This is a genomic window from Roseovarius sp. CAU 1744, assembly GCF_039839345.1.
In the GTDB taxonomy this organism is placed as follows: domain Bacteria; phylum Pseudomonadota; class Alphaproteobacteria; order Rhodobacterales; family Rhodobacteraceae; genus Roseovarius.
This window is the reverse complement of record NZ_JBDOQV010000011.1, coordinates 95,270-119,582: the sequence shown is the minus strand read 5'-3', so window position 1 is coordinate 119,582 and position 24,313 is coordinate 95,270. Positions and strand designations below refer to the sequence as shown.

The following is a 24,313-nucleotide window of genomic DNA, read 5'->3' as shown; positions in this document are numbered from 1 at the left end:
GAATATCCCGGCTGCTCGGTTGTGGCGTCATCTGAGAATAGTCGCCCTTGAAAGGACCCGCCAATGTCAGACAAACTCGCCACAATACTCCAGGCTGCACGCAACCACGCCGAGCAGGTGATCCTGCCCAATGTGGACGCATGGAACGCCGCAAAGAAATGGCCTCGCCAGGCCTCGGACAAGGCTGGCGCCGCTGGCCTGACAGGCCTTTACGCCCCCGAGGAATTTGGTGGTCAGGGCTTGCCGCTGTCAGAAGGTATTCAGGTCTACGAACAACTGGGGCTCGGAGATGGCGCCTATGCCTTTGCCTTGTCGATGCATAACATCTGCACCTTCGCGGGCTGCGGCTATGGCACAGATGCCTTCAAGGAAAAATGGGCACGGGATCTGACCTCTGGCCGCAAACTGGCGAACTTTGCACTGACTGAACCACAATCCGGCTCGGACCCGATGAACATGTACAGCCGGGCCACGATCAATGGCGACGGCACCTGGTCGATCAGAGGTGCGAAGGCGTGGGTCAGCCTGGCGACCGAGGCTGATATCTATTTCACTGTGGTCAAAACCAGTGACGCACCCGGCCACAATGATATGGCGATGATCGCTATTCCCGCCGATGCGCCGGGCCTCAGCTTTGGCCCGCTTTATGATACTCCGTCCTATAACTTCCTGCCTCTGGCCGAGATGTACATGGACGAGGTCGTGGTCGATGAGGCCAACATCATCCTGCCGATTGGCCGGGGTTTGCAAGGTTCGCTTATGGCGATCGACATTGCCCGCGTTTCGATTGCCTCAGGATGCTGTGGATTGATGCAAGCCGCATTGGATACGGCGCTGTCCTACTCCAAGAACCGCAAGATGTTTGGCGGCAAGAACCTTGATCTGGATGGAATCCAGTGGATGCTGGGCGAGGTCGCAACCGATCTTGAAGCGTCCAAGCTGCTCTATCAAAAGGCCGCAGAATCCCTTGGCACGCCCGAAGGCCCATTGATGGCCGCCCATGCCAAGCGGTTTGTGCCAGATGCCGCGGTGAAGGCTGCGAATACCTGCACGCAAGTGTTGGGCGGCATGGGGTTATTACAGCCCTATGGTCTTGATCGTTTGTCCCGTCTCGCACAAATGCTGCGGATCGTGGACGGGACGACAGAAATCAGCCGCGTGGTCATCGGAAGGGCCTTGCAACAACGTTCGTCAACCTTGCCCAATCTGTCAGTGCCGAAAGGATATGGTGAAACCTGGTGAATGCCACAACCATCGGCGTAGCGGAAAGCGAACTGAAAAAGACATCAAGAATCAGTTAAACGAAAGACCGGCCACATATATGCGGCCGGTTACTTGAAAATAGCAAACCTTGATACAGTTGCAGCGAATTCTCCCTTTGTCCGCGCTGCGTGAGTTCGTGATTTCAGCATTGCTGCCTTGTGTATGAATGGCCGCGATCTTTGCCGCACCGCAAATCAGATTTTGATGCCAGCGCAGAAAAATTATCCAGTTGTGCACGCGCAGTATGACATTGGCAAGTCGGCTGGGGGCTCTAAGCGGCCAGGTGTTGATTGCGGCCACGATACGCGCAACAGTCTGGTGCTATTCCTCTGCATCGCCGTGGATTGCGAATTGCTCAAGGCCCGCTTCTTGCGCTTCAATCACGCGGAAGCTTTCCTTGACGCCGGCGTCACTCAATTCGCGCATCACGGTCAGCAGCGTGTTGGGCGCGTGATCCTCGCAGAGTTCGGCCATGTGGTTCAGTTCCTCCACCGCGACGGGCAGGGCGGCCTTGACATCGGGCGCGCCGTAGATCGCAACGAAATGCTCGGACAGGGCCTGTGCCAGCGCCTCGAATTCACCTTGTTCCACCTGGGTGACAGCGACGAAGGTGACGCGGCCGAAGGTCTCGCATCCCAGCCAGCCGTTCGAAAACGCCTGCCGGGGCTTGCCGGTCAGGTCGGCCTCGGTCCAGTTGGAAAACTCGAACCCACCCGAGACGCACCATTCACCGGTGCGGGCAGGGGAATGATAGACATTCATATCGCTTTCATCGAAATGGATTGCGCGCGCAAGCTTCATTGATCGGCCTCCAGGACTGTCGAGAGCGGGATCAGGTGGGTGGTGTCGGCGTCCCGGATCAGCATGCCGAAACGTTCATCGACGCCAAGCCAGGTGCCGGAAACACCATCTTGCGCGATGTCTTCGCCGATCCCTTGCGCCAGCCCGCGCCATTCGGCGTGCAGCGGCGCGACCCCGTCCGCCTCCCACCGCGTGATCCAGACAAGCGTGTGCCGCGCCCAGCTTTCGAGCAGCGCGACCGGGTCGACCTCGGCACAACCCTCGTCATAGAGCGCGGTCTGGTCGGGCGTGTCACCGGGACGTTCCGTAATCTGCATCAGCGGCAGGTCGAGGCCGACGACCAGCCAACCCGGCGGTTGTGTCGGGTCGTTGCCCCCGGCCGCCGCGCGCAACCTGCCGCAGGATGCCCCGTTGACGCGGATGCCACCGGCCCATTCCAGATGCACCGCAACCTCGGGCGGGGCCAGCGCGCCAAGCGCATTCTGGAACCCCACGCCACAGGTCGGCAGCATGGCCATCGCATCTTCAAGCGGCACTTCCGGCGCCATCACCATCGCGGCCATCAGCCGATCGGCGGCGACGTTATGCACGATCAGCCCCGCATCACAGCCAAGCGCGGCCATGGCGCAGGCCTTCTGGAACGGGTCGATCTTGCCGGTGACGGCCTGGCCCGACATCAGCGGAGGGAAGGCGGGTTCGTTCATGCCACCCCTTGGTCGATCAGTTTGCGCGCCACTTCGCGGAAGGACTGCGCCTGCGGGCTGTCGGGCTGGCTGACCACGATCGGCGCGCCGCCATCCGAGGTGAGGCGTATATCCAGATGCAGCGGGATCTCGGCCAGCAGCGGCACGCCCAGCTTCTCGGCCTCGGCCTTGACTCCGCCATGGCCAAAGACATGCTCTTCGTGGCCGCAATTCGAGCAGATATGCGTGGACATGTTTTCGATCATGCCCAGCACCGGCACCTTGAGCTGGTTGAACATGTCGATGCCCTTGCGTGCATCCAGCAGCGCCACGTCCTGCGGGGTCGACACCACGATGGCGCCCGACACCACGGCCTTTTGCGCCAGCGTCATCTGCACGTCGCCGGTGCCTGGCGGCAGATCAACGAGCAGGCAATCGAGCGCGCCCCACTGCACCTGCATGAGCATCTGCTGCAGCGCGCCCATCAGCATCGGGCCGCGCCAGACAACCGCCTGGCCTTCGTTGGTCATCAGACCGATCGACATCATGGTGACGCCGTGGTTGCGCATCGGCAGGATGGTCTTGCCATCGGGGCTGGCGGGCCGGCCCGAGACGCCCAGCATCCGCGGTTGCGAGGGGCCATAGACATCCGCATCCAACAGGCCCACGCGGCGGCCTTCGGCGGCGAGCGCGCAGGCGAGGTTGGCCGAGATGGTGGATTTGCCCACCCCGCCCTTGCCCGAGGCGATGGCGATCAGGTTGTTCACCCCCGGCACCGGCTGCGGGCCCTGCGGCTGCGCCTTGCGCTGCGGTTTCAGGTCCGGCGGGGCCTTGGCGGTGTGGCCGGTCAGCACGGCGCTGACCTCGGTTGCGCCCAGGGCCTTGACGGCGGCTTCCGAGGCGTCGCGCACCGGGGCATAGGACTCGGCCTTGGCCGGGTCGATTTCCAGCACGAAACGCACCGTGCCGCCCTCGACATTGAGGCCGCGCATCACTCCGGCACTTACGATGTCGCCGCCGCTGACCGGGTCGGCAACGGTTTTCAGCGCCGCAAGGACGCTTTCACGGGTTATGGTCAATTCTCTACCCTTTGATGGTGCCGGTCACGACATGTTCCACGTCCAGCCCCTCGACGGTCAGGACCATCTTGGCCTTGAATTCCTGGCCCGTCGTGGCACCGGCACTGCGCAGACCTTCCTCGATCGCCTGTTGCGAGGTCACGCCGACCTGCTTGAGGAATTTGCGCATCGACATATTGGCATCGTCGCTCATGTTCTGGCCTCCTTGATTGCTGAGTCGCCAAGATTATTGACGGATTGGTTCGGGTTTTCCTACCCTCTGGGGATGCGAAAGTTACTGTGCCTTGTGCTGATATCGTGCGTTTTGCCGCTTTGGGCCGCCGCCGGAGAGCGGGATTTCCGCCTGAACGCGCCCAAGGCGCTGGTGGAGAGCGGCGTGCTGCAACACCTGCTGCCGCGGTTTTCGCTCAAGACCCAGATCCGGGTGGCGGTGGTTGGCGACGAGGCCGAGGTGGTGCTTACCCCCGAGGGGGACGGCGTGGCGGTGTTCAGCGGGGCCGGGGCCACCTGGTACATGCGGGTGACACCGGGCCACGTGGGGGCCGAACGGTTTGCCGAATGGATGATTTCCGAGGTCGGGCAGCGGACGGTGACAAGCTACACGGTCGATGGCGTGCAGCCCTTTACCTTGCCGGCGGCCGAAGCCGAGACCCGCGTGGCCGAAACTTATGAGGGCGATGCGGCGCAGGGGCTGAAGCTGTCGAACGTGCATTGCGGGCGCTGCCATGTGGTCAGCGAGGCGAACCGGATGAACGCCATCGGCTCGACCCCGTCGTTTCACGTTCTGCGCAGCTTGGGCGACTGGGACAGCCGGTTCCGGGCGTTTTTTGCGCTGAACCCGCACCCGGCCTTCACCCAGGTTCAGGACGTGACCGAACCCTTCCCGATCAACCGGCCATCGCCGATTGCGCCGGTCGAGATCACGCTGGAGGATCTCGATGCGATCCTGGCCTATGTCAGCAGGCTGGAACCGGCCAATCTGGGTGCCCCCATCCAGCATCAGTGATCCCGGCGCTTGCTGAAATAGTCATCCGTGGTGCGCGGACGCGGGCGGGCCTTGCCTTCGAACGGGTTGTTATCCGAATGGAACTGCGCGTTGACCCGGCAGTTGTCGCACATCTGGATCATTCGCGCGGCGTCTGACGTGGCGAACATCGAATGTTTGCCCGCAAGTTTTTCGACGATCTTCTCGACGGTGGATTTCACGCCGAACAGCGCGCCGCATTCGATACAGGCAAACGGTTCTTCCTCGTTCAGCACCTGCTGGGTCAGGACGGCATCGGTCAGGTTCAGACGCGGCGCATAGGTGATCGCGTCCTCGGGGCAGATATTGGCGCAGAGGCCGCATTGCAGGCAGGCGTCCTCCTGAAACAGCAGTTGCGGCATGTCCGGATTGTCATTGAGAGCCCCCGATGGGCAAAGCGACACGCAGCTGAGGCAGAGCGTGCAGGCGTCGGTGTCCACCAGCACCGCGCCATAGGGGGCGTCATCGGGCAGGGGCAGGCTATCGGCGTTGGGGTTCAGCGCCTTGGCCGCCAGCCGCGCCACCTGCCGGCGGCTGCCCATCGGCAGTACCGGCGCGGTTTCATGCGCGGGCGGGGCCGGGATATCGAACAGCGCCTCGCACAGGCCGTCGGGGTCCAGCAGATCCAGCAGCTTGATCCGGTCATCGCCGCCGATGGCACGGGCAAGGGGAATTTCGCGGTCAAGCGCGTCGCGTTCGGTTTTCGGTGACAACAGGATCGAGACATCGGCAAAGCCCGACGCGAGGGCGGCCAGCATCTCGGCATGGCCGAAGCCGGCCAGCGCGGTGACTTCGAGCGGGATGACATCGGCGGGCAGGCCACGGCCGAACCGGGCGGCAAGGCGGATCATCTGCGCCCCGTGTTCCGCGTCATGCACCAGCAGGCGCGGCGCGGTGCCCCCGGCCTTGCGATAGGCCGAGGCAAGGGTTTCGATCCGGCGGAACATCAGGCCGGGCGCCGGGGCATCGTAGGTGATGGCACCAGAAGGACAGAGCGCCGCGCAGGCGCCGCACCCGGCACAGACCATCGGATCAATCGCGACGTGATCGCCATCTGGCACGATGGCACCTGTGGGGCAGACGTTGAGGCAACGGTCACACCCGGGTTGTTCAGCGCGGGAATGGGCGCAGATCAGCGGTTCAAGCACCACGTAGAGCGGCTTTTCGAACGTGCCGGTCAGCTGGCTGGCGGTCAGGATCGCGTCAGCCACGGCCGGCAGGCTGCCCGGATCGGCACGCAGATACCCCTCGCGCTTGTCGGGGGCAGGAAAAAGCGGGCTGTCGCCGGAAAGATCAAGGATGATGTCGCAGGCGGTCTGCCCGCCATCGCGGGGGGGTGTCCATGTCAGGGCGCCGCGCCCGGCGGGATCGACCTGGCGCAGCGCGTCGATCCGCAGGTCGAATTGCCCAAGTGCCCCCGAAGCCCGCGTGATGCGCCCCGAGATCACGTCGAAATCGCGGGTGGCGGGCGGATCGGTCTGATCGGTCAGCAACACCGTCACGCTGAGCAGATCGCGCAGCTTTTCCGCCGCTGGCAGGGCCACATCGCCGGTTCCGATGATCAGGCACAGGCCCTCGGAAACAACGTCGACGGTCTTTTCGCCCGGATCGGGCAGGGTGGCTTCGGCAACCAGCGCGGCCATTTTGGGCAGTTTGGGCGCGGCGTCCGCCGACCATCCGGCGCGGTCGCGCAGGTCCAGCAGGGGCGGCTCGGTCAGGCCGAGGTCATCGGCGATTTCCTGGAAAACACGTGCTTCCTGCTGGCAACAAATTATGGCCTCGCCAGCGGCGATTGCCGCCCGTGCCGCGTCAGCCTGGTGTGTGCACAGGCCCGAATGCACCTTGGAACAGGCCATTCCCGTGGCGGTTTCGACCGCCTTCTGGTCGAGATGCTGGCTACCGGAGCAGTCGCACAATATCAATGTCTTAGGCATCTTTTCCCGGTTCTTGGCACGCCGCTTCCATCGGCCTGCACCCCCTGTTTTCGCAGCGCAAGACTAGGCACGATTCTGTGCCCTCGTAAACACGATTTAGCGCGGGCGTGGCGCAAGACGACGGTGGAACGGGGCTAAAATTAACCTGATTGATTCCGTATGTTTCTTGCCTCCGGCCGCGCCAGGCGCGCGACAGTCGGTCAAACTGTCCGAACCGGGGTCCGGAGGGGCAAGGTTCTGCCCAAAATGTCCGTGCGCGCTCCGGCATGGTGAAAATGCTTTGAGCGGCGAAAAAACAGGTTCACTCTTGATCCCAAGACAGGGGGGAAGAGGCGCGAATTGATCCGCAACCCGAATAGTTACGCAGAGATGCCTCTGGGCGTTGTCGTCCGGCGCACGCCGGGCGTGACCCGCTGGGCCAGGTGGGCGTGGCAGGCGATCGGCGTCCTGCCCGGTGCCGGCGCCGCCGACTGGCGGGTGATGCGCGAAGAGGATGGGGCAACCGAATTTCACGCCGCCACCTGCCAGCTGGAACTGCACGGGGCCGAGGCCGAGGCCTACCTTCACGGGCTGGCTGCCAGAACCCCGTCAATCTACGTCGTGTTGCGCGAGAGCCGGTCAGATGACCGCCCGCTGGAGGTGCTGCTGGTCACCGCCTCGCCCTACGAGGCCCAGGATTACGCCGATAGCGGTGAGGAGATCGTCGAGAAAGTGCCGATGCCCGAGGGGCTGGTGGCCTGGATCCGGGATTTCGCGCTGACCCATCACGAGGAAGAGGCGTTCAGGAAGCGCCGCCGCGACAAGACCGATATCGGCAAGGTCGAGGATGGCGTTGGCGATCCCCGTATTGCGCAGTTGACGGGCGTCTATCGCTCGCCGACCCTGACGCGGAAGGGACGGCTGCAATGACCGAACCGCGCAATTTCTGGTCCCGACGCAAGGCGAGGGTGGCCGAGGAGGCCGCTGCCGAAATTGCCGCCGATGAGGCGCGTGCGCTGGATGCGGATCAGGCTGGGAAATCCGACGAAGAACTGCTTGACGAGCTGGGGCTGCCCGATCCCGACACAATGGGTGACGGCGATGATTTCAGCGCGTTCATGGCGCGGGCCGTGCCCGACCGCATCCGCAGCCGGGCGCTGCGCAGGCTGTGGCTGACCAACCCGGTGCTGGCCAATGTCGACGGGCTGGTCGATTACGGCGAGGATTTCACCGATGCCGCCTGCGTGATCGAGAACCTTTCGACCAGCTATCAGGTGGGCAAGGGCATGAAGGCCCATGTCGAGGAAATGGCGCGGCAGGCCGAACTGATGGCCGATGACCCGGGCGAAGAGGATGCCGGGTCCGACCTGCCCGATGTCGAAGAGGCCGACGAGGCCGACGAAGAATTGCTTGCCGAGACGCCGGACGGGGCGGAGGAGGTCGCAGAGGCCTCCGAAGATGCGCCGGAGGCAATCGCCGCGGCCCCGCGCCGCCGGATGCGGTTCAGTTTTAACAATGACGAGGTGGCACAAGCATGAGCGAGGCCCTGATGAGCGAGACGCCGGAGATTGCCGAAGAGGATCGGCTGCGTGCCGATCTCTATGACTTTCTGGGTCTGCTCCTTGCCGGGCCGCCGGACCGGACGCTGTTGGCAAAGACCGCCGGGCTGACCGGGGATGACAGCGAGCTGGGCACGGCGATCCGTGCGCTGGCGCGGATTGCATCGCTGAGCCGGCCGCGCACTGTCGAAAGCGAATTCAATGCGCTTTTCATCGGGCTGGGACGGGGCGAGCTTTTGCCCTATGCCAGCTATTACCTGACCGGGTTCCTGAACGAAAAACCCCTGGCCGGATTGCGCCGGGACATGGCGGCGCGGGGGATGACCCGGGCCGAGAACGTCTATGAGCCCGAAGACAACATCGCCTCGCTGATGGAGATGATGGGCGGGATGATCCGGGGGCGTTTCGGCGCGCCGGCGCCGCTGGCGGATCAAAAGACATTCTATGCCAGGCATATCGGCCCCTGGGCCGGGCATTTCTACACGGATTTGGAAGCCGCGAAAAACTCGGTTCTCTATGCCTCGGTCGGCGCTGTCGGCCGGGTGTTCATGGAGATCGAGGCGGAAGGTTTCCGGATGAGCGCGGGGTAGCGCCCGCATACAACTGGCGGGGCAGCCCGCCGCAACCAAGGGGAGGAGAACCCTTATGACGAAGAAAACCGAGGATGGCACGAGCCGTCGCGATTTTCTGAAGCTGGCCGGCACCGCCGCGCCCGCTGCCGTGGCCGCCGCAGCGGTCAGCGGAACGCAGGCCGAGGCGGCCGAGCCCGACCTGACATCCGACAAGATGCAGGACACCGCGCATACGCGCGCATATCTCGATAGCGCCCGGTTCTGAGCACCGGACGAGATCAAAAAGGCCCTTTGGCGACTGGTTGCGATTGGCCCGACTGCCCGAGGTAACAGCAATACCTAGCTAACCCGGATGGGTACGCAAGGGAGGAGAGAAACATGCTTAGGAAAAAGACCAACGGGGTTGCGAGACGCCCCCAGCGGACAAGTATCCTGTCTGAGGTCGCCGAGAAATCGGTTGACCGCCGCGCGTTCTTGCGCGGCTCGGGTCTGGCCATTGGTGGCCTGGCCGCAATCGGCGCAACAGGGGGCACCGTCACCCGCGCCACGGCCCAGAGCGCCGCGACAGAGGCGGTGGAAACGGTCAAATCGGTCTGCACACACTGTTCCGTCGGCTGCACCGTGGTGGCAGAGGTATCGAACGGCGTCTGGACGGGGCAGGAGCCCGGCTGGGACAGCCCGTTCAACCTGGGCGCCCATTGCGCCAAGGGGGCATCGGTGCGCGAACACGCCCATGGCGAGCGCCGTCTGAAATACCCGATGAAAAAGGAAGGCGGCGAGTGGAAGCGCATCAGCTGGGAAGAGGCGATCAACGAGATCGGCGACGGCATGATGAAGATCCGCGACGAAAGCGGGCCGGATTCGGTCTACTGGCTGGGCTCTGCCAAGCATAACAATGAACAGGCCTACCTGTTCCGCAAGTTCGCAGCCTACTGGGGCACGAACAACGTGGATCACCAGGCACGGATCTGCCACTCGACAACGGTGGCCGGTGTGGCGAACACATGGGGCTACGGCGCCATGACAAACAGCTACAACGACATCCATAACAGCCGGGCGATCTTCATCATCGGCGGCAACCCTGCCGAGGCGCACCCCGTCTCGCTGCTGCACGTTCTGCGCGCGAAAGAGCAGAACAATGCGCCGCTCATCGTCTGCGACCCGCGGTTTACCCGCACGGCGGCCCATGCGGATGAATATGTCCGCTTCCGCCCCGGTTCCGACGTGGCGCTGATCTGGGGCATCCTGTGGCACATCTTCGAGAACGGCTGGGAGGACAAGGAATTCATCCGCACCCGCGTCTGGGGGATGGATCAGATCAAGGAGGAGGTCGCCAAGTGGACGCCCGACGAGGTCGAGCGCGTGACCGGCACGCCGGGCAGCCAGTTGGAGCGCGTGGCGCGCACCATGGCCAACAACCGCCCCGGCACCGTGATCTGGTGCATGGGTGGCACGCAGCACACCAACGGCAACAACAACACGCGCGCCTACTGCGTGTTGCAGCTGGCGCTGGGCAACATGGGCACAAGCGGGGGTGGCACCAACATCTTCCGTGGCCATGACAACGTGCAGGGTGCGACCGACCTTGGCGTTCTGAGCCATACGCTGCCGGGTTACTACGGCCTTTCGGGCGGTGCCTGGGCGCACTGGGCCCGTGTCTGGGGGGAAGACCCGGAATGGCTGGCCGGTCAGTTCGCAACGATCAAGGATGCCGAGGGCAAGGACAAATCGCTCCAGAACCTCAAGGGTATTCCGGTCAGCCGCTGGATTGACGGCGTGCTGGAGGATCCGGCGAACATGGATAACCCCGACAAGGTGCGGGCGATGGTTCTGTGGGGCCACGCGCCCAACTCGCAGACCCGCGGCAAGGAAATGAAGACGGCAATGGAAAAGCTGGACATGCTGGTCGTGGTCGACCCGTATCCCACCGTTTCCGCCGTGCTGCATGACCGCACCGATGGCGTCTATCTGCTGCCGGCGTGTACGCAGTTCGAAACCCGTGGCTCGGTCACCGCATCGAACCGCAGCTTGCAATGGCGTGATCGCGTCGTCGAGCCGTTGTTCGAGTCGCTGCCCGACGAGGTCATCATGGCCAAGTTCGCCAACAAGTTCGGCTGGGGTGATCGGTTGTTCCGCAATATCGAGATGGAGGATCCGGAAACGCCCAATGTCGAGAGCATCACGCGTGAGCTCAACCGTGGCCTCTGGACGATCGGCTACACCGGCCAGTCGCCGGAACGGCTGAAGCTGCACATGGCCAACCAGCACACGTTCGACAGAACCACGCTGCAGGCGGTGGGCGGCCCGGCGGATGGCGACTTCTACGGTCTGCCATGGCCCTGTTGGGGAACGGCCGAGATGGGCCATCCCGGCACGCCGAACCTCTATGACATGTCGAAACCGGTGGCCGAGGGTGGTCTGACCTTCCGCGCGCGTTTCGGCGTCGAGCGGGATGGCGACAACCTGCTGGCCGAAGGGGTCTATTCTGCCGGCTCGGAAATTCAGGACGGTTACCCTGAATTCACCATGGCGATGCTCCACGATCTTGGCTGGGACAAGGACCTGAGCAAGGCCGAATGGGACATCCTCCGCGCAGTCGCGGACGGGTCTTATGAAAGCAAGGGTGATGCAACCCATGCGGATATCGACCTGGAAAGCGCAGAGACGCCCGACGCCATCGAGGCGATTTTTGCGGAATCCGGTGAGGCCATCGGCAAGGTCAACTGGAAGACCGACCTTTCCGGCGGTATCCAGCGGGTCGCGATCAAGCATGGCTGCGCGCCCTTCGGCAATGCCAAGGCCCGTGCGGTGGTCTGGACGTTCCCCGACCCGGTGCCGCTGCACCGCGAGCCGCTCTATACGAACCGGCGCGATCTGGTGGCGGATTATCCGACCTACGAGGACCGTCACGACTATCGTCTACCGACCATGTATGCCTCGATCCAGAAGCAGGATTTCAGCAAGGATTATCCAATGATCCTGACATCCGGGCGTCTGGTGGAATACGAGGGCGGCGGCGACGAGTCGCGGTCGAACCCGTGGCTGGCCGAGCTTCAGCAGGACATGTTCGTGGAAATCCATCCGCGCGATGCCAACAACCTTGGTGTCCGGGATGGCGAACAGGTCTGGGTCGAAGGCGCCGAGGGCGCCAAGGTCAAGGTCATGGCAATGGTGACCGAGCGGGTCGGTGAAGGCGTGGCCTTCATGCCGTTCCATTTCGGCGGCCATTTCGAGGGCAAGGACCTGCGGGACAAATATCCCGACGGGGCTGATCCCTATGTGCTGGGCGAAAGCTCGAACACGGCACAGACCTATGGCTACGACTCGGTCACGCAAATGCAGGAGACGAAATGTACTCTCTGCAAGATCACTGCAGCATAAGGAGAGCTAGATATGGCTAGAGCTAAATTTCTCTGTGACGCCGAACGCTGCATTGAATGCAACGCCTGTGTCACCGCCTGCAAGAACGAGCATGAGGTGCCCTGGGGCATCAACCGCCGGCGGGTTGTCACCATTCAGGATGGCAAACCCGGCGAACGGTCGATTTCCGTGGCCTGCATGCACTGTTCCGATGCACCCTGTATGGCGGTCTGCCCTGTGGACTGCTTCTACCAGAACGAGGAAGGGGTGGTTCTGCACTCCAAGGACCTCTGCATCGGCTGCGGCTACTGCTTCTACGCGTGCCCCTTCGGCGCGCCGCAATATCCGCAGGCAGGCAATTTCGGTTCGCGCGGCAAGATGGACAAGTGTACCTTCTGCGCCGGTGGTCCGGAGGAAACCCACTCGAACGCCGAGTTCCAGAAATACGGACGCAACCGGATCGCCGAGGGCAAGCTGCCGATCTGCGCCGAGATGTGTTCGACCAAGGCGCTGCTGGCGGGGGACGGCGACATCGTGTCGGCGATCTACCGCGAGCGCGTCGTGGCGCGGGGCTTCGGTTCGGGAGCCTGGGGTTGGGGCACTGCCTACGACCAGAAAGGCAACTGAGGCCAGTTGGCGCGGATGGTGGGCCTTACCCACCTTGCGCCTGAAAAACCGGGCGGGCGGCTGACTGGCCGCCCCCCGTATCCTTACACGAATTTCGAACGGGACATGAAACGATGCCACGCCTATTGCTGAGCCTTTTTCTGTCGCTGATGGTCGCCGTGCCGCTTGCGGCGCAAGAGGCGCCCGCCCCCGAGACCGACCGCTCCGCCACCGGCGGGGCACAGACGCTGGAGGATATTCTGGCGCGTCAGCGGGGTGAGAAAATCGACGATACGTTCCGCCGCGAGGACACCGGTAATCCCGACGATGCGGCGGGGATCGCGGCGCAACTGGGCACGCTGGGCGGCGCATCCGACCCCGAGTTGTGGCGCGCGCTGCGCTATGGCACGGCCGATGTGACCGTTTCCTCCGGCGGCGAGGCGGCGCGGGTGCTGATGCAGGATGGCGGCATGTGGTGGCTGCGGTTCCGCGAGGGACCGCTGGCGCGCACGGGCGGTTATGTGCTGTTGGGCACGCTTGTCTTCCTGGCGCTGTTCTACATGATGCGCGGGCGCATCCGGATCGACGGGGAAAAGACCGGCCGGACCGTCACGCGGTTCAAGGCGATCGAACGGTTCGGGCATTGGCTGATGGCGGGGTCGTTCATCCTGCTGGGGCTGACCGGTCTGATCTCGCTCTTTGGGCGCAAGGTGCTTATCCCGGCCTTCGGGCACGAGTCGTTCTCGACCCTCGCGATAGCCTCGAAATGGGTGCACAACAATGTCAGCTGGGCGTTCATGCTGGGGCTGGTGATGGTATTCTTCATGTGGGTCATCCACAACCTGCCCAGCCGCACGGATATCAAGTGGCTGGCGCAGGGCGGTGGCATGTTCTCTGAGGGCAAGCACCCGCCGGCGAAGAAATTCAATGCCGGGCAGAAGCTGATCTTCTGGTCGGTGATCATTTTCGGCGCGTCGATCTCGGCTTCGGGGCTGTCGCTGCTGTTCCCGTTCGAGTTGCCGATGTTCGCCAAGACCTTCGCCATCCTCAACGATACCGGTCTGGCCGGGCTCCTGGGTTATGGCGAGTTGCCGACGCAGCTGGCCCCGCATGAGGAAATGCAATACGCCCAGCTGTGGCATTCGATCATCGCCTTTGCGCTGATGGCAATCATCTTCGCGCATATCTACATCGGCTCGATCGGGATGGAGGGGGCCTATGACGCGATGGGCAGCGGCGAGGTCGACGAGCAATGGGCGCGCGAGCACCATTCGCTGTGGCTGGAAGAGGTGCAGGGCCGGGACGGTGCCGCCCCGGCGGATGGCAAGGCCACACCTGCCGAATAGATGCGGGCGCTGGCGCTTTCTCTTGGTCTGATCTGCGCGGCGGGGTTCGGTGCCGCGCAGGAATTCACCACGCTCAAGGGCCATGGCGGCCCGGTCATGGATATCTCGGTACACCCCGAGACTGGCCAGGTGGCAACGGCGAGCTTCGACAATTCCGTCGGGCTTTGGGAGGGCCGTGAGCCAACCTGGCTGGAGGGGCATGACGCGGCGGTGAATACTGTCTTGTTTGGGGACAATGCCATTCTGATCACGGGCGGTGACGATTTCCGGGTGCTGGTATGGGCACCGGGTGTTTGGGATGCCCCGTTTCAGATATCGGAACACAAGGGCAAGGTGACGGATGTTGCCCAGTCTCCCAACTGGCGCACATTCGCCTCGGCGAGCTGGGACGGCACGATCGAATACCGGTCGATTATCGATGTCCTGCGCCACTCGGAATCGGAACCTCTCAGCTTTATCTCCAGAACGCTGACCGGTCATGACGCTGGCGTGAATGCGATCGAATTCTCCGGTTCAGGGCAGCTCTACTCGGCCTCAGCCGATGGTACGATCCGGAAATGGAGAGTAGGCATCGAGCCAGAGGAGATCACGTCGCGGATCATCGTTTCGCACGGCTTTGGCGTGAATGAACTGGTCGTGAACGAGGCCGAGGGGTGGCTGGCCTATGGCGCGGTCGATGGCGTGACACGGGTGATCGACCCCGAGAGCGGCGAGACGATTGCCGATTTCACGCTGGAGCGCCGGCCGATCCTGTCGATGGCCTATCATGCCGAAACCAGCCAGTTGGCGGTGGGCGACGGGCACGGGTTCATCATGATGATCGACACGGCAGAGTGGCGGATCACCCGCGATTTCCGCGCCATGCGGCAGGGGCCGGTCTGGGCGCTGGAATTCGGACCCGAGGGCGAGGTGATCTATGCCGGCGGGATCGAGGATGTGGTGTTCTCCTGGCCGGTGGCGTTGCTGGATGAATACGATCCGGCGGGCGGCGAAACGCGATCTTTCCTGCGCGCGGCCGACGCCATGCCCAATGGCGAAAGGCAGTTCATGCGCAAATGTTCGATCTGTCATGCGCTGACGCCGCCGCCCTCGCGCAAGGCCGGGCCAACGCTTTTTGGTGTCTTTGGCCGGCGGGCGGGGACGGTGCCGGGGTATCGGTACTCGGATATTCTGTCGGGGTCTGATATTGTCTGGTCCGGCGATACGATTGACCGGCTGTTCGATCTGGGACCGGACCATTACATTCCGGGGTCGAAAATGCCGATGCAGCGCATCGCCAGAGCCGAGGATCGCCGCGACCTGGTCGAGTTTCTGCGCCGCGCGGCAGGCAATGGGGAGGAATGACATGAAATCAATGCTGACAGCGTTTGCAGCGGTGGCGGTGATCGCCATCGGGGCGGATTTCGTACTGGACGGGATGGGATACAGCGCCGAGGCCGCCAATAGCGGCAGCGCCGTGCGCCTGGACAGTGACCGCGAATGACCACGGTGCAAACGCGGGGTGGCACGCCGCGCGCCGCCCCGGATGATTACGGCGAGAGCCTCGAAACCGCCTCGATCCTGGTGATCGATGACGAGCCGGGAATGCGTAATTTCCTGACCAAGATCCTGACGCCGCGCTGCAAGCGTGTCGAGCAGGCGCGATCGACCGCGGAGGCATCCGCAATACTGGACCAGGTGCATTTCGACCTGGTCATCCTGGACAATATCATGCCCGAGCAGACCGGGCTGGAGTGGATGGCTGAACAACGCCGGGTCGGGTTCTATGCCGATACGATCCTGATCACGGCCTATGCCGATCTGGATACCGCCATTCAGGCGCTGCGCACCGGCGTGGCGGATTTCGTGCTGAAGCCGTTCCGGGCCAATCAGATCCTCAACGCGGCCGCACGGGCGCTGGACCGCAAATCGCTCAGGCGCGAGAATTACCTGCTGAAACACGCGCTGAGCGAGGCGGGATTCGCCGCGCGCGGGCGGCTGCTGGGAAATTCACAACCCATTCAGACGGTGCGCGACATGCTGGCCAAGCTGGCGCCGCTGCCCACCTCGGTGCTGTTTACCGGCGCCAGCGGGACCGGCAAGGAGATCGCCGCGCGCACGTTGCACGGGCTGTCGGACCGGGCGGACAAGCCCTTTGTCGCGGTGAATTGTGCGGCGTTCTCGTCGGACCACATCGCCGAAGAGCTGTTCGGCGTGGTCGAGGGCGGCGAACACCGCAAGGACGGTCTGTTCCTGCATGCGGACGGCGGTACGCTGCTGTTGGACGAGGTTGCGCAGCTGCCCGACCAGGTTCAGGCGATGCTGCTCAGGGTGCTGGAGGATCAGCGGATCAGGCCGGCGGGGGCCGAGCGGGAAATTCCCCTGAACCTGCGTTTCCTCTTTGCCACCAATGCCGACCTGGAAAAGGCGGTTGAAGAGGGCACGTTCCGGGCGGACCTGTTCCACCGGATCAACGTGGTGAATATCGAGATGCCCAGCCTGAGCGCCCGGCAGGAAGATATCGTCGAGTTGACGGCGCTGTTCATGAGCGATTTTTCCCGGTCCCTCGGGATGCCCGCACTGGAGTTGAACGAAGAAGTGCTGCTGAAGCTGAGCCGCTATGACTGGCCCGGCAACGTGCGCGAGTTGCGCAACCTGATCGAACGCTCGGTGATCCTGGGTGCGTTCCCCGAGGAGTTTTCCGGATCGGGGCAGGTGACCGGCATGCAGGCCATCGAAACGCTGGAACTGGTGGAGCAGCGCCATATCATGAACGTGCTGGACGCCTGTGGCGGCAACCGGGCCGAGGCGGCGCGGCGGCTGGGCGTGTCGCGCAAGACCGTCGATCGCAAATGCGCGGCCTGGGGTGTCTGACCCGAAACGTCGCTTAAGGGGTCAGCATCCTGTTGGGGCTCTGCCCCAAACCCCGGAGTATTTTAGTCAAGATGAAGGGTGGGTCAGTCGCCCTGCTGATCTGGTACCGGATCGTGGCCGGAGGCGCCCCAGGGGTGGCAGCGGGCGATGCGGCGGGCCGCAAGCCAGCCCCCCTTTAGCCCGCCATGTTTATGCAGCGCCTCAAGCGCATAGGCGCTGCAGGTAGGCTGAAAGCGGCAGTTGAATCCGACCCAGGGCGAGAGGACCAGGCGGTAGGCCCGGATCGGCAGGGCGAGGAGATGGGCAAGCGGGCTCATGACGCCGGGTGCAGTTTCTTCAGGGCATGGCGGAGGTCGTTTTGCAACTGGTCGAAGGGCTCTGAGGTCGTCGCCCCGGCGCGGCCGATGAGGACATAATCCCAGCCGGGCAGGGCATGTTTGGGCAGGACCAGCCGTGCGGCCTCGCGCAGGCGGCGTTTGGCGCGGTTGCGGGCGACGGCATTGCCGACCTTCTTCGAGCAGGTGAAACCGACCCGGATTGCCGGCCTGTCATCCTGGCGGTTGCGCCCCTGGACCATCATCGACGTGGTGCCCTGCCGCCGCGCACGGGCAGCGGCCAGGAAATCCGCTCGGGTCTTCATGACCTCCAGACAAACGGAAACCGCCGGGGGCGCGTTCCCCGTTGCAGTTTCGGGGGCCTCCGGCGGTGTCATGTCCGTCGTCCTGCTGGCTGCGGCTCAGGCGCTCAGCGCTTTGCGGCCGCGGGCACGGCGGGCATTCAGGATCTTGCGGCCAGCCTTGGTGGCCATGCGCGCGCGGAAACCGTGGCGCCGCTTGCGCACGAGGTTCGAGGGTTGAAAGGTGCGTTTCATCGCTCCGTCTCCGATCTGTTCCGGGGGCGCATATGGAATCGAGGCCCGTCCGGTGGATATCTGAAGCCCGGTCTATAGTAGCCCCGTTTTGACAAGTCAAACCCGCACGCGGCGATTTGCAACAAAAAACGTGGTCAAAACCACACGTGATGTTACAAATTTGCGAATTCGGGGCAATTCGGCGGCGGAACCCATCACCGCCGTTCAACGGCACGTGATCCGCCTATGCAACAAGCACGGAACCAAACATGTAAGGGTCAACTAAATCAAACCTGGTGACGAGATGAAAGAAGTGACCCAACCCGCGAAACGCTCGGTTTTGCGACATATGCCGTTGGCGGTGATACTGGTGGTGGCCGTGATCGGCTTCTTCACGCTGCGCGACTATCTGAGTTTTGAGACCCTGCGTGAAAACCGCGAGGCGCTGCTGGCGTTCAGGGACGCCAATTACCCCGGTGTCGTGGCGGTATTCGTGGGGCTTTATTTCGTGATCGTCGCGTTTTCGCTGCCCGGTGCGGCGGTTGCATCCGTCACCGGCGGGTTCCTGTTTGGCCTGGGGCTGGGCACCACGTTCAACGTGATCGCGGCCACGCTGGGGGCATCCGTCATCTTCATGGCCGCCCGCTGGGGGCTGGGCCGCACACTTGCCGCCAAGATGGACGCCTCGGACGGGGCGCTGAAGAAGCTGAAGAAAGGCTTGCGCGAGAACGAGATCAGCGTGCTTTTCCTGTTGCGGCTGGTGCCCGCCGTACCGTTTTTCGTGGCCAACCTGCTGCCTGCGCTTGTTGGTGTGAAATTCGTGAATTTCGCGTTCACCACGGTGATTGGCATCATCCCCGGCGCCATCGTCTTTACCTGGATCGGGGTCGGGTTGGGCGAGGTGTTCGACCGGGGCGAGACGCCGGATCTGTCGCTATTGTGGGAGCCACAGGTGATCGGCCCGATCCTGGGACTGTGCGCGCTGGCCGCGTTGCCGATCGTCGTCAAGGCCATTCGCGGCCGCAAGGAAGGTATCTGACATGGCTGATCTGAAGGCGGACCTGCTGGTTATCGGTGCCGGTTCGGGCGGGCTGTCGGTGGCCGCCGGGGCGGTGCAGATGGGTGCCTCGGTCATTTTGCTGGAAGGCCACAAGATGGGCGGCGACTGCCTGAACTACGGCTGCGTGCCCTCGAAGGCGCTGATCGCCAGCGGAAAGGCGGCCCATGCGCAGGCCCATGCCGATGCCTATGGCGTGGCCAATCAGAAACCCAAGGTGGACTATGCCGCGACCAAGGATCATGTGGCCGATGTAATTGCCACGATCGCACCGCATGACAGCGTTGAGCGGTTCGAGGGGTTGGGCGTGAAGGTGATCACGGAATTCGGTCAGTTCATCTCGCCCACGCAGGTCCGTGCGGGCGAAGACGTGATCAGTGCCCGGCGGATCGTGATCGCGACCGGGTCAAGGCCGCTGGTGCCGCTCATTCCCGGGCTGGACGAGGTGCCGTACGAGACCAACGAGACGATTTTCCGGCTGCGCGACCAGCCGGGGCACCTGCTGATCATCGGTGGTGGTCCGATCGGGATGGAGATGGCCCAGGCGCATATCCGCCTCGGCAGCAAGGTCACGGTGATCGAGGGCGCGAAGGCGATGGGGCAGGATGATCCTGAACTGGCCGCCGTCATACTGGAGAAGCTGCGCGCGGAGGGGATCGAGATTGCCGAAGACGCAATGGCGTCGCACATTCGCGGCAAGGCAGGCGCCGTCGAGGTCGAGACCGAGGATGGCCGCGTCTTTGGCGGGACGCATCTGTTGATGGCGGTTGGGCGGAAATCCAACACCGAGAAGCTGAACCTTGAGGCCGCCGGAATCGAGACCACGCGGACGGGAATCAAGGTCGATGCCGGGTTGCGCACGACCAATCGCCGGGTCTATGCCATCGGTGATGTCGCCGGCGGTCTGCAATTCACCCATGTGGCGGGCTATCACGCGGGGCTGGTCATCCGCTCGGCCCTGTTCGGGTTGCCGGCAAGGCAACGCACCGATCACATTCCCTGGGCCACCTACACGGACCCGGAACTGGCGCAGGTGGGCCTGACCGAGGCGCAGGCGCGCGGGAAATTCGGCGCCAATGTCGAGATCGTCCGTTTTAATTACCGGGAAAGCGACCGCGCCATCACCGAGCGCAAGACAACCGGTTTCATCAAGGTGATGGTGGTCCGGGGACGCCCGGTAGGGGCGTCGGCAGTGGGTGCGCAGGCAGGCGAGCTGATAAACCTCTGGGCACTGGCAATCGCCAACAGGTTGAAGATGAAACATGTGGCTGGCATGGTGGCGGCCTATCCCACCATGGGCGAGATCAACAAACGTGTGGCAGGGGCCTATTTCTCGCCCCGTCTCTTTGATAATCCTTTGGTAGAAAAAGTGGTTGGTTTCGTGCAGCGCTGGCTGCCGTGAATTCTGGCGATGGAGGTTGGACTTGAACTCACTTTCGGGGCGTTTCCTGATCCTGACGGCGGTTTTCGTGATGCTGGCCGAAGTGTTGATCTTTGTCCCGTCCGTCGCGCGCTATCGCGAGGATTTCCTGATGTCCCGGCTGGAGAGGGCGCAGATCGCGGCGCTGGCGATGCTGGCCGAGGAGCAGGTTGAGGCCGACATACAGGAAGAGCTGCTGCAGAATGCAGGGGTCTATAACGTGGTGCTGCGCCGGAACGAGGCGCGCCAGCTGATGCTGAATTCGCCGATTCCGGCGCCGATCGCAAATACGTTCGACCTGCGCAATGCCGGTGCCTTCGAGCTTATCAGCGATGCGATCAGGTGCCTTGTCGACCCCGAGCCGCAGGTGATCCGGGTCATCGGTGAACCGGTCAACATGGCGGGGCTTCTGATTGAAGTAACGATGGAAACAACCGAGTTGCGGGCGGCGATGATCGACTACGGCTTGCGGATTCTGTGGCTGTCGCTGGTGATTTCGGTGATCACGGCGGTCCTGCTGTTCCTGGCGGTGCGCGTGTTCCTGGTCAAGCCGATCAAGCGGGTCGTCGGCAATATGGAGGCCTATGCCGCCAAGCCGGAGGACGCGCGGCTGGTGATCCAACCCTCGGCCGGTGTGACCGAGCTGCGCCAGGCCGAGGAGACGTTGCAGACCCTGCAGACACAACTGACCGGCGCGCTGCGCCAGAAGGAACGCCTGGCGCAGCTGGGCGGTGCGGTGGCCAAGGTCAGCCACGACCTGCGCAACATCCTGACCAGCGCGCAGCTGTTCACCGACCGGATCGAGACGAGCGAGGACCCGATCGTCAAGCGCATGGCGCCCAAGCTCGTCAACTCGATCACCCGTGCGGTGCATCTGTGCGAATCGACCCTGGCCTATGGCAAGGCCGAAGAACCGACGCCGACGCTGAACCGTTTCTTCCTGAGCGATACCGTGAACGAGGTTCTGGAAAGCGAACGCCTGTCCGTCGGCGAACATGATGTGAGCCTCTCCGAGGATATCCCGGCAACGTTGAAGGTGCGTGCGGATTCCGAGCAGCTTTACCGCGTCATCGCCAATCTGGTGCGCAATGCGCGCCAGGCGATCATCGCCACGGGCAAGCCGGGCGAGATCAACGTTGCAGCCCTCGAGGACGACGAAAACTGGTTGATCCGCGTCGCCGATACCGGCCCCGGCCTGCCGGCCAAGGCACAGGAATTTCTGTTCACCCCGTTCCAGGGCGGAACCAGCAAGGGCGGCACCGGACTGGGCCTAAGTATTGCGTCGGAACTGATCCGCGGTCATGGCGGCACGCTGGAGCTGGAACGGACCGGCCCCGACGGTACCGTGTTCTGCGTCAGGCTGCCAAAGGCCGATCTGCAGCCGGTATAATAATTTCTGCCGCACCCTCTTGCATTGATCCGCCCGACGGTCTAATTGCTGGCCCTCGACGGACCGATAGCTCAGCTGGATAGAGTACCTGACTACGAATCAGGGGGTCGGGGGTTCGAATCCTCCTCGGTCCGCCACTTCACAGAAATCAGCCAAATAAGACAGTACCTCATGGGCGCTTGCCGTTCAGGGGTTTGAGACCTGTACAAATCTGGTTCCCGCAGGCCCCGGGGCAGAATTGTCTGTTTAGCGATGTACGTTGCAGAGCGGTGGTTTCAGGCCAGCTTCGTTGACAGCGGTGGTGTCCATGCCGTGGACCTGCCGCATCGCAATCGGACGCGGAGCGCCATCCCCGACAAGATCGGCGATTCTGTGCGCGATCAGGCACATCAAACGTCAGTGATGGGGGACCTTGGCAACCAGTTCAGTGGCCTTTTCCCAACTGATGCCGAACTTATGATCGTGGTAGAGAACGTGTTCCGACGGAGACAGGTTGATGACCGGGCGCAGGCCTTTGGGCTGACCCACCAGATCACAACTCAGAAGGTGATTTTTTCCGTTCGAATCCAACGCCGCATAGCCGGGCATTGTCACCGTGATCTGGCCGCGGGTCACGACACCGGTCCGGTCGGTCCCACGGGCGTCTTCGTAGGCGTTCAGCTCTGTCTCGGTCTGAGTGACCCACAAGCCCCAGCTCAGCGGTTCTTTGACACCATGAATGGGAATGTCGAGCAGGCCTTTCACAAAGAACAGGCGCTCATCGATCACGCAGATATCCGGATCCAGCCATACCCTGTCAGGGCGCTCGTCTGCCGGGATGTCCAGGACTTCGATCGGCATATCATATCCGAATGCCGGGGTGCCCTTGCGCGGGATACCGCAGCAGACGCAGGTATATTCGAAAACGCGTTCGCCGGAAGTCATGTTGACGTCAGATCATCAAGGGTCGGGTCAATGGTGCATGGCACTTCGTCCATATGGGGCGGGAACCACCACGGTCAATGCCCCGCCCCATATTCAGCATCGTCAATGTGTCAGATGCTGCCCCCCGTAAGGATTGTCGATAACCATCAGCCACTTACCGTCAGGCTGCTTGCGCAGAACGGCAACGGACAAACCGCCCAGTTCCATGGGGTTTCCGTCCGGTGTCGTGCCGTTCATCTTCCACGGGCTGATGTGCAGCCCGACATCACCGGCAACAACCACCTGGTGTTCGCCATAGGTAAAGCTGGGATTCAGGGATGCAAATTCGGTGAACCCCTGGCGAATGGCTTCTTCATCACTCAGCCCGACGCCCGGTTCGAACATGATGACGGCATTGGGTTCATAAGTGCTCATGACCTTGTCGATGTCAGCCTGCGCGAAAGAGGCGGTCATGGTTTCGATGACGTTCAGAACGGCGGTTTCTTCCTGAGTCATTGCGGATCTTTCCTTTGCTATTGTCGGGATGGAGAATGCGGCAAGTACCGCGCTGGCGCACAAGACCAGCCGCAGTCTGCGGGTTCGGGATAATTCTGTCGGCATTTGGTGTCCTTTCATTGACAGGTTGGGATAGCTGATCACCGCAATCCGGCGATCAGCCAGGCGGTGGACGGATTGGCGTGCGACCGGGTCTAGTGGCTCTGGCTGGCCTGAGTGGTCAGGATTTCCTCAAGCTTCTTCGTGAAGTCTTTCGGGTTCTTGAAGGCGGGTACGAGGCGTTGGGCGCAGAGCCCCTTGAGCCCGCTTTCGACGCGCGCCACCTCCTGGATGACGTCATCGTAACTTGCGACGCCGGAACTGTTTCGCGTCAGACCTGCTTGCCGGTCCACCCTTTGCAACTGCAGTGCTTTGGGCAGCCGACGCGGACAGGAACACGCGGCCAGTTCTGGCGCGACGATCCCACATTTCCGGGCGGTAAAGGCTTCAACCTTTGCGGTGGCCCGCGACAGCCGTTTGCGGTACGTCGCCGCAGGCAGTCCCAGGATCTCCATTGCCTCGGATTGGTTCAGCTCGAGTATGCGGCCCAGGACATAGGCAACCCGGTGGTTGAGATCGAGGCACAACAGCATTGCCATGGTACAGGCGATGCGCAGCTCGTTATACATGATCGCATCCGTGGGGTCGGCAGAGTCCGGGTCCTGAAGGCCGTCTTCCAGATCTTCGCCGAATTCCTCGAAGGTGATCCCCAGCTCACGGGCTCTGACCTTTTTTGCCGTCAGAAGGTAGTTCACCGCGATACGGTACACCCAGGTGGTAAAGCGGCTTTCTTCGCGGAACTGGCTGAGTTTGGTGATAACAAGCACCAGGATATCCTGGGTTGCGTCCTCGGCCGCGGCAGGGTCGGCCAGCATCCGTATCGACAGGCTGAATATCCTGTCCTGAATTTGCGACACGACTTCGGCCAATGCAACCCGGTCACCGCGTTGCGCAATCCTGACCGCTTCGTGGATATCTCGTCTCATGCCTACCTCAAACTGATCATCTATAAGCTTTGACGATATTGGGGAGGGATGTGTGACAGGTTTTCAATCACAAACCGAAAAAAATCCGGAACG

At 62.8% G+C, this 24,313-nt stretch carries 26 protein-coding genes and 1 tRNA gene; 16 read left to right on the top strand and 11 right to left on the bottom strand.

Going from position 1 to position 24,313, the window contains the following annotated elements; translation table 11 throughout:
* Positions 1–63: 63 nt before the first annotated feature.
* Positions 64–1,242, top strand: a complete 1,179-nt coding sequence (locus tag AAFO92_RS20295) for an acyl-CoA dehydrogenase family protein (RefSeq protein ID WP_347538332.1) — start codon at positions 64–66, stop codon at positions 1,240–1,242.
* Positions 1,243–1,584: 342 nt separating this feature from the next.
* Here the strand turns inward: AAFO92_RS20295 and AAFO92_RS20290 are convergent, their stop codons facing one another.
* The 4 genes from AAFO92_RS20290 to AAFO92_RS20275 are packed head-to-tail and all read right to left on the bottom strand — an operon-like array spanning position 1,585 to position 4,019.
* A complete protein-coding gene (locus AAFO92_RS20290) occupies positions 1,585–2,064 on the bottom strand; it encodes a DUF6505 family protein (RefSeq protein WP_347538330.1) in 480 nt (159 codons plus the stop codon).
* On the bottom strand, positions 2,061–2,768 hold the full coding sequence (locus AAFO92_RS20285) for a DUF4444 domain-containing protein (protein ID WP_347538328.1): 708 nt from the start codon (positions 2,766–2,768) through the stop codon (positions 2,061–2,063). Before AAFO92_RS20285 ends, AAFO92_RS20290 begins: the two co-directional genes overlap by 4 nt.
* The gene (gene apbC / locus AAFO92_RS20280) at positions 2,765–3,826 is read right to left on the bottom strand and encodes an iron-sulfur cluster carrier protein ApbC (RefSeq protein ID WP_347538326.1); all 1,062 of its coding nucleotides are present in this window, start codon (positions 3,824–3,826) and stop codon (positions 2,765–2,767) included. Before apbC ends, AAFO92_RS20285 begins: the two co-directional genes overlap by 4 nt.
* A 4-nt stretch (positions 3,827–3,830) precedes the next feature.
* A complete protein-coding gene (locus AAFO92_RS20275; RefSeq protein ID WP_347538324.1) occupies positions 3,831–4,019 on the bottom strand; it encodes a DUF6494 family protein in 189 nt (62 codons plus the stop codon).
* 72 nt (positions 4,020–4,091) lie between these two features.
* Here AAFO92_RS20275 and AAFO92_RS20270 point away from each other — a divergent pair, with 72 nt between their 5' ends.
* A complete protein-coding gene (locus AAFO92_RS20270) occupies positions 4,092–4,832 on the top strand; it encodes a hypothetical protein (protein WP_347538322.1) in 741 nt (246 codons plus the stop codon).
* Here AAFO92_RS20270 and AAFO92_RS20265 read toward each other — a convergent pair.
* Entirely contained in the window at positions 4,826–6,784 is a 1,959-nt protein-coding gene (locus AAFO92_RS20265; RefSeq protein ID WP_347538320.1) for a 4Fe-4S binding protein, read from the bottom strand. The genes AAFO92_RS20270 and AAFO92_RS20265 overlap by 7 nt on opposite strands.
* 369 nt (positions 6,785–7,153) lie before the next feature.
* Here AAFO92_RS20265 and AAFO92_RS20260 point away from each other — a divergent pair, with 369 nt between their 5' ends.
* From AAFO92_RS20260 to AAFO92_RS20215, 10 genes are all read left to right on the top strand, one after another.
* Positions 7,154–7,693, top strand: coding sequence for a DUF3305 domain-containing protein (locus AAFO92_RS20260; RefSeq protein ID WP_347538477.1), 540 nt, complete (start codon positions 7,154–7,156; stop codon positions 7,691–7,693).
* Positions 7,690–8,301 (top strand): DUF3306 domain-containing protein, encoded by a 612-nt coding sequence (locus AAFO92_RS20255; RefSeq protein WP_347538318.1) that lies wholly within the window; start codon positions 7,690–7,692, stop codon positions 8,299–8,301. The genes AAFO92_RS20260 and AAFO92_RS20255 overlap by 4 nt, the downstream gene beginning before the upstream one ends.
* Positions 8,298–8,912: a molecular chaperone TorD family protein gene (locus AAFO92_RS20250; RefSeq protein WP_347538316.1), complete on the top strand. Its 615-nt coding sequence runs from the start codon at positions 8,298–8,300 to the stop codon at positions 8,910–8,912. Before AAFO92_RS20255 ends, AAFO92_RS20250 begins: the two co-directional genes overlap by 4 nt.
* A gap of 55 nt (positions 8,913–8,967) precedes the next feature.
* A complete protein-coding gene (locus tag AAFO92_RS20245) occupies positions 8,968–9,159 on the top strand; it encodes a ubiquinol-cytochrome c reductase iron-sulfur subunit N-terminal domain-containing protein (protein WP_347538314.1) in 192 nt (63 codons plus the stop codon).
* 113 nt (positions 9,160–9,272) lie between these two features.
* Complete coding sequence (locus AAFO92_RS20240) at positions 9,273–12,275, top strand: formate dehydrogenase subunit alpha (protein WP_347538312.1); 3,003 nt, start codon at positions 9,273–9,275, stop codon at positions 12,273–12,275.
* A gap of 12 nt (positions 12,276–12,287) precedes the next feature.
* Positions 12,288–12,881 (top strand): formate dehydrogenase FDH3 subunit beta, encoded by a 594-nt coding sequence (gene fdh3B / locus AAFO92_RS20235; protein ID WP_347538310.1) that lies wholly within the window; start codon positions 12,288–12,290, stop codon positions 12,879–12,881.
* Positions 12,882–12,994: 113 nt separating this feature from the next.
* On the top strand, positions 12,995–14,206 hold the full coding sequence (locus AAFO92_RS20230) for a formate dehydrogenase subunit gamma (RefSeq protein WP_347538308.1): 1,212 nt from the start codon (positions 12,995–12,997) through the stop codon (positions 14,204–14,206).
* The gene (locus AAFO92_RS20225; protein WP_347538306.1) at positions 14,207–15,550 is read left to right on the top strand and encodes a c-type cytochrome; all 1,344 of its coding nucleotides are present in this window, start codon (positions 14,207–14,209) and stop codon (positions 15,548–15,550) included.
* A 1-nt stretch (position 15,551) separates the two neighbouring features.
* Positions 15,552–15,689, top strand: coding sequence for a hypothetical protein (locus AAFO92_RS20220; RefSeq protein ID WP_347538304.1), 138 nt, complete (start codon positions 15,552–15,554; stop codon positions 15,687–15,689).
* Positions 15,686–17,059 (top strand): sigma-54 dependent transcriptional regulator, encoded by a 1,374-nt coding sequence (locus AAFO92_RS20215; RefSeq protein WP_347538303.1) that lies wholly within the window; start codon positions 15,686–15,688, stop codon positions 17,057–17,059. Before AAFO92_RS20220 ends, AAFO92_RS20215 begins: the two co-directional genes overlap by 4 nt.
* An 83-nt stretch (positions 17,060–17,142) precedes the next feature.
* On the opposite strand, the gene yidD is transcribed toward AAFO92_RS20215, so the two are convergent.
* Genes yidD through rpmH form a run of 3 tightly spaced genes read right to left on the bottom strand, consistent with a single transcriptional unit; the run spans position 17,143 to position 17,930 of the window.
* Entirely contained in the window at positions 17,143–17,376 is a 234-nt protein-coding gene (yidD, locus tag AAFO92_RS20210) for a membrane protein insertion efficiency factor YidD (RefSeq protein WP_347538301.1), read from the bottom strand.
* On the bottom strand, positions 17,373–17,771 hold the full coding sequence (gene rnpA / locus AAFO92_RS20205) for a ribonuclease P protein component (protein WP_347538299.1): 399 nt from the start codon (positions 17,769–17,771) through the stop codon (positions 17,373–17,375). Before rnpA ends, yidD begins: the two co-directional genes overlap by 4 nt.
* A 24-nt stretch (positions 17,772–17,795) precedes the next feature.
* Positions 17,796–17,930, bottom strand: a complete 135-nt coding sequence (gene rpmH / locus AAFO92_RS20200) for a 50S ribosomal protein L34 (protein ID WP_082055838.1) — start codon at positions 17,928–17,930, stop codon at positions 17,796–17,798.
* A gap of 283 nt (positions 17,931–18,213) precedes the next feature.
* On the opposite strand from rpmH, the gene AAFO92_RS20195 reads away from it, so the two are divergent.
* From AAFO92_RS20195 to AAFO92_RS20180, 4 genes are all read left to right on the top strand, one after another.
* The gene (locus AAFO92_RS20195; RefSeq protein ID WP_347538296.1) at positions 18,214–18,948 is read left to right on the top strand and encodes a VTT domain-containing protein; all 735 of its coding nucleotides are present in this window, start codon (positions 18,214–18,216) and stop codon (positions 18,946–18,948) included.
* Position 18,949: 1 nt separating this feature from the next.
* The gene (locus tag AAFO92_RS20190) at positions 18,950–20,368 is read left to right on the top strand and encodes an FAD-dependent oxidoreductase (RefSeq protein WP_347538294.1); all 1,419 of its coding nucleotides are present in this window, start codon (positions 18,950–18,952) and stop codon (positions 20,366–20,368) included.
* A 70-nt stretch (positions 20,369–20,438) separates the two neighbouring features.
* Complete coding sequence (locus tag AAFO92_RS20185; RefSeq protein WP_347538475.1) at positions 20,439–21,776, top strand: HAMP domain-containing sensor histidine kinase; 1,338 nt, start codon at positions 20,439–20,441, stop codon at positions 21,774–21,776.
* A gap of 60 nt (positions 21,777–21,836) precedes the next feature.
* A tRNA-Arg gene (locus AAFO92_RS20180) sits at positions 21,837–21,913 on the top strand.
* 259 nt (positions 21,914–22,172) lie between these two features.
* Here AAFO92_RS20180 and AAFO92_RS20175 read toward each other — a convergent pair.
* The 3 genes from AAFO92_RS20175 to AAFO92_RS20165 form a co-directional block, all read right to left on the bottom strand.
* On the bottom strand, positions 22,173–22,700 hold the full coding sequence (locus AAFO92_RS20175) for a DUF2199 domain-containing protein (RefSeq protein ID WP_347538292.1): 528 nt from the start codon (positions 22,698–22,700) through the stop codon (positions 22,173–22,175).
* A gap of 102 nt (positions 22,701–22,802) precedes the next feature.
* A complete protein-coding gene (locus tag AAFO92_RS20170; RefSeq protein ID WP_347538290.1) occupies positions 22,803–23,195 on the bottom strand; it encodes a DUF4440 domain-containing protein in 393 nt (130 codons plus the stop codon).
* A 194-nt stretch (positions 23,196–23,389) separates the two neighbouring features.
* The gene (locus AAFO92_RS20165) at positions 23,390–24,220 is read right to left on the bottom strand and encodes an RNA polymerase sigma factor (RefSeq protein WP_347538288.1); all 831 of its coding nucleotides are present in this window, start codon (positions 24,218–24,220) and stop codon (positions 23,390–23,392) included.
* Positions 24,221–24,313 lie beyond the last annotated feature (93 nt).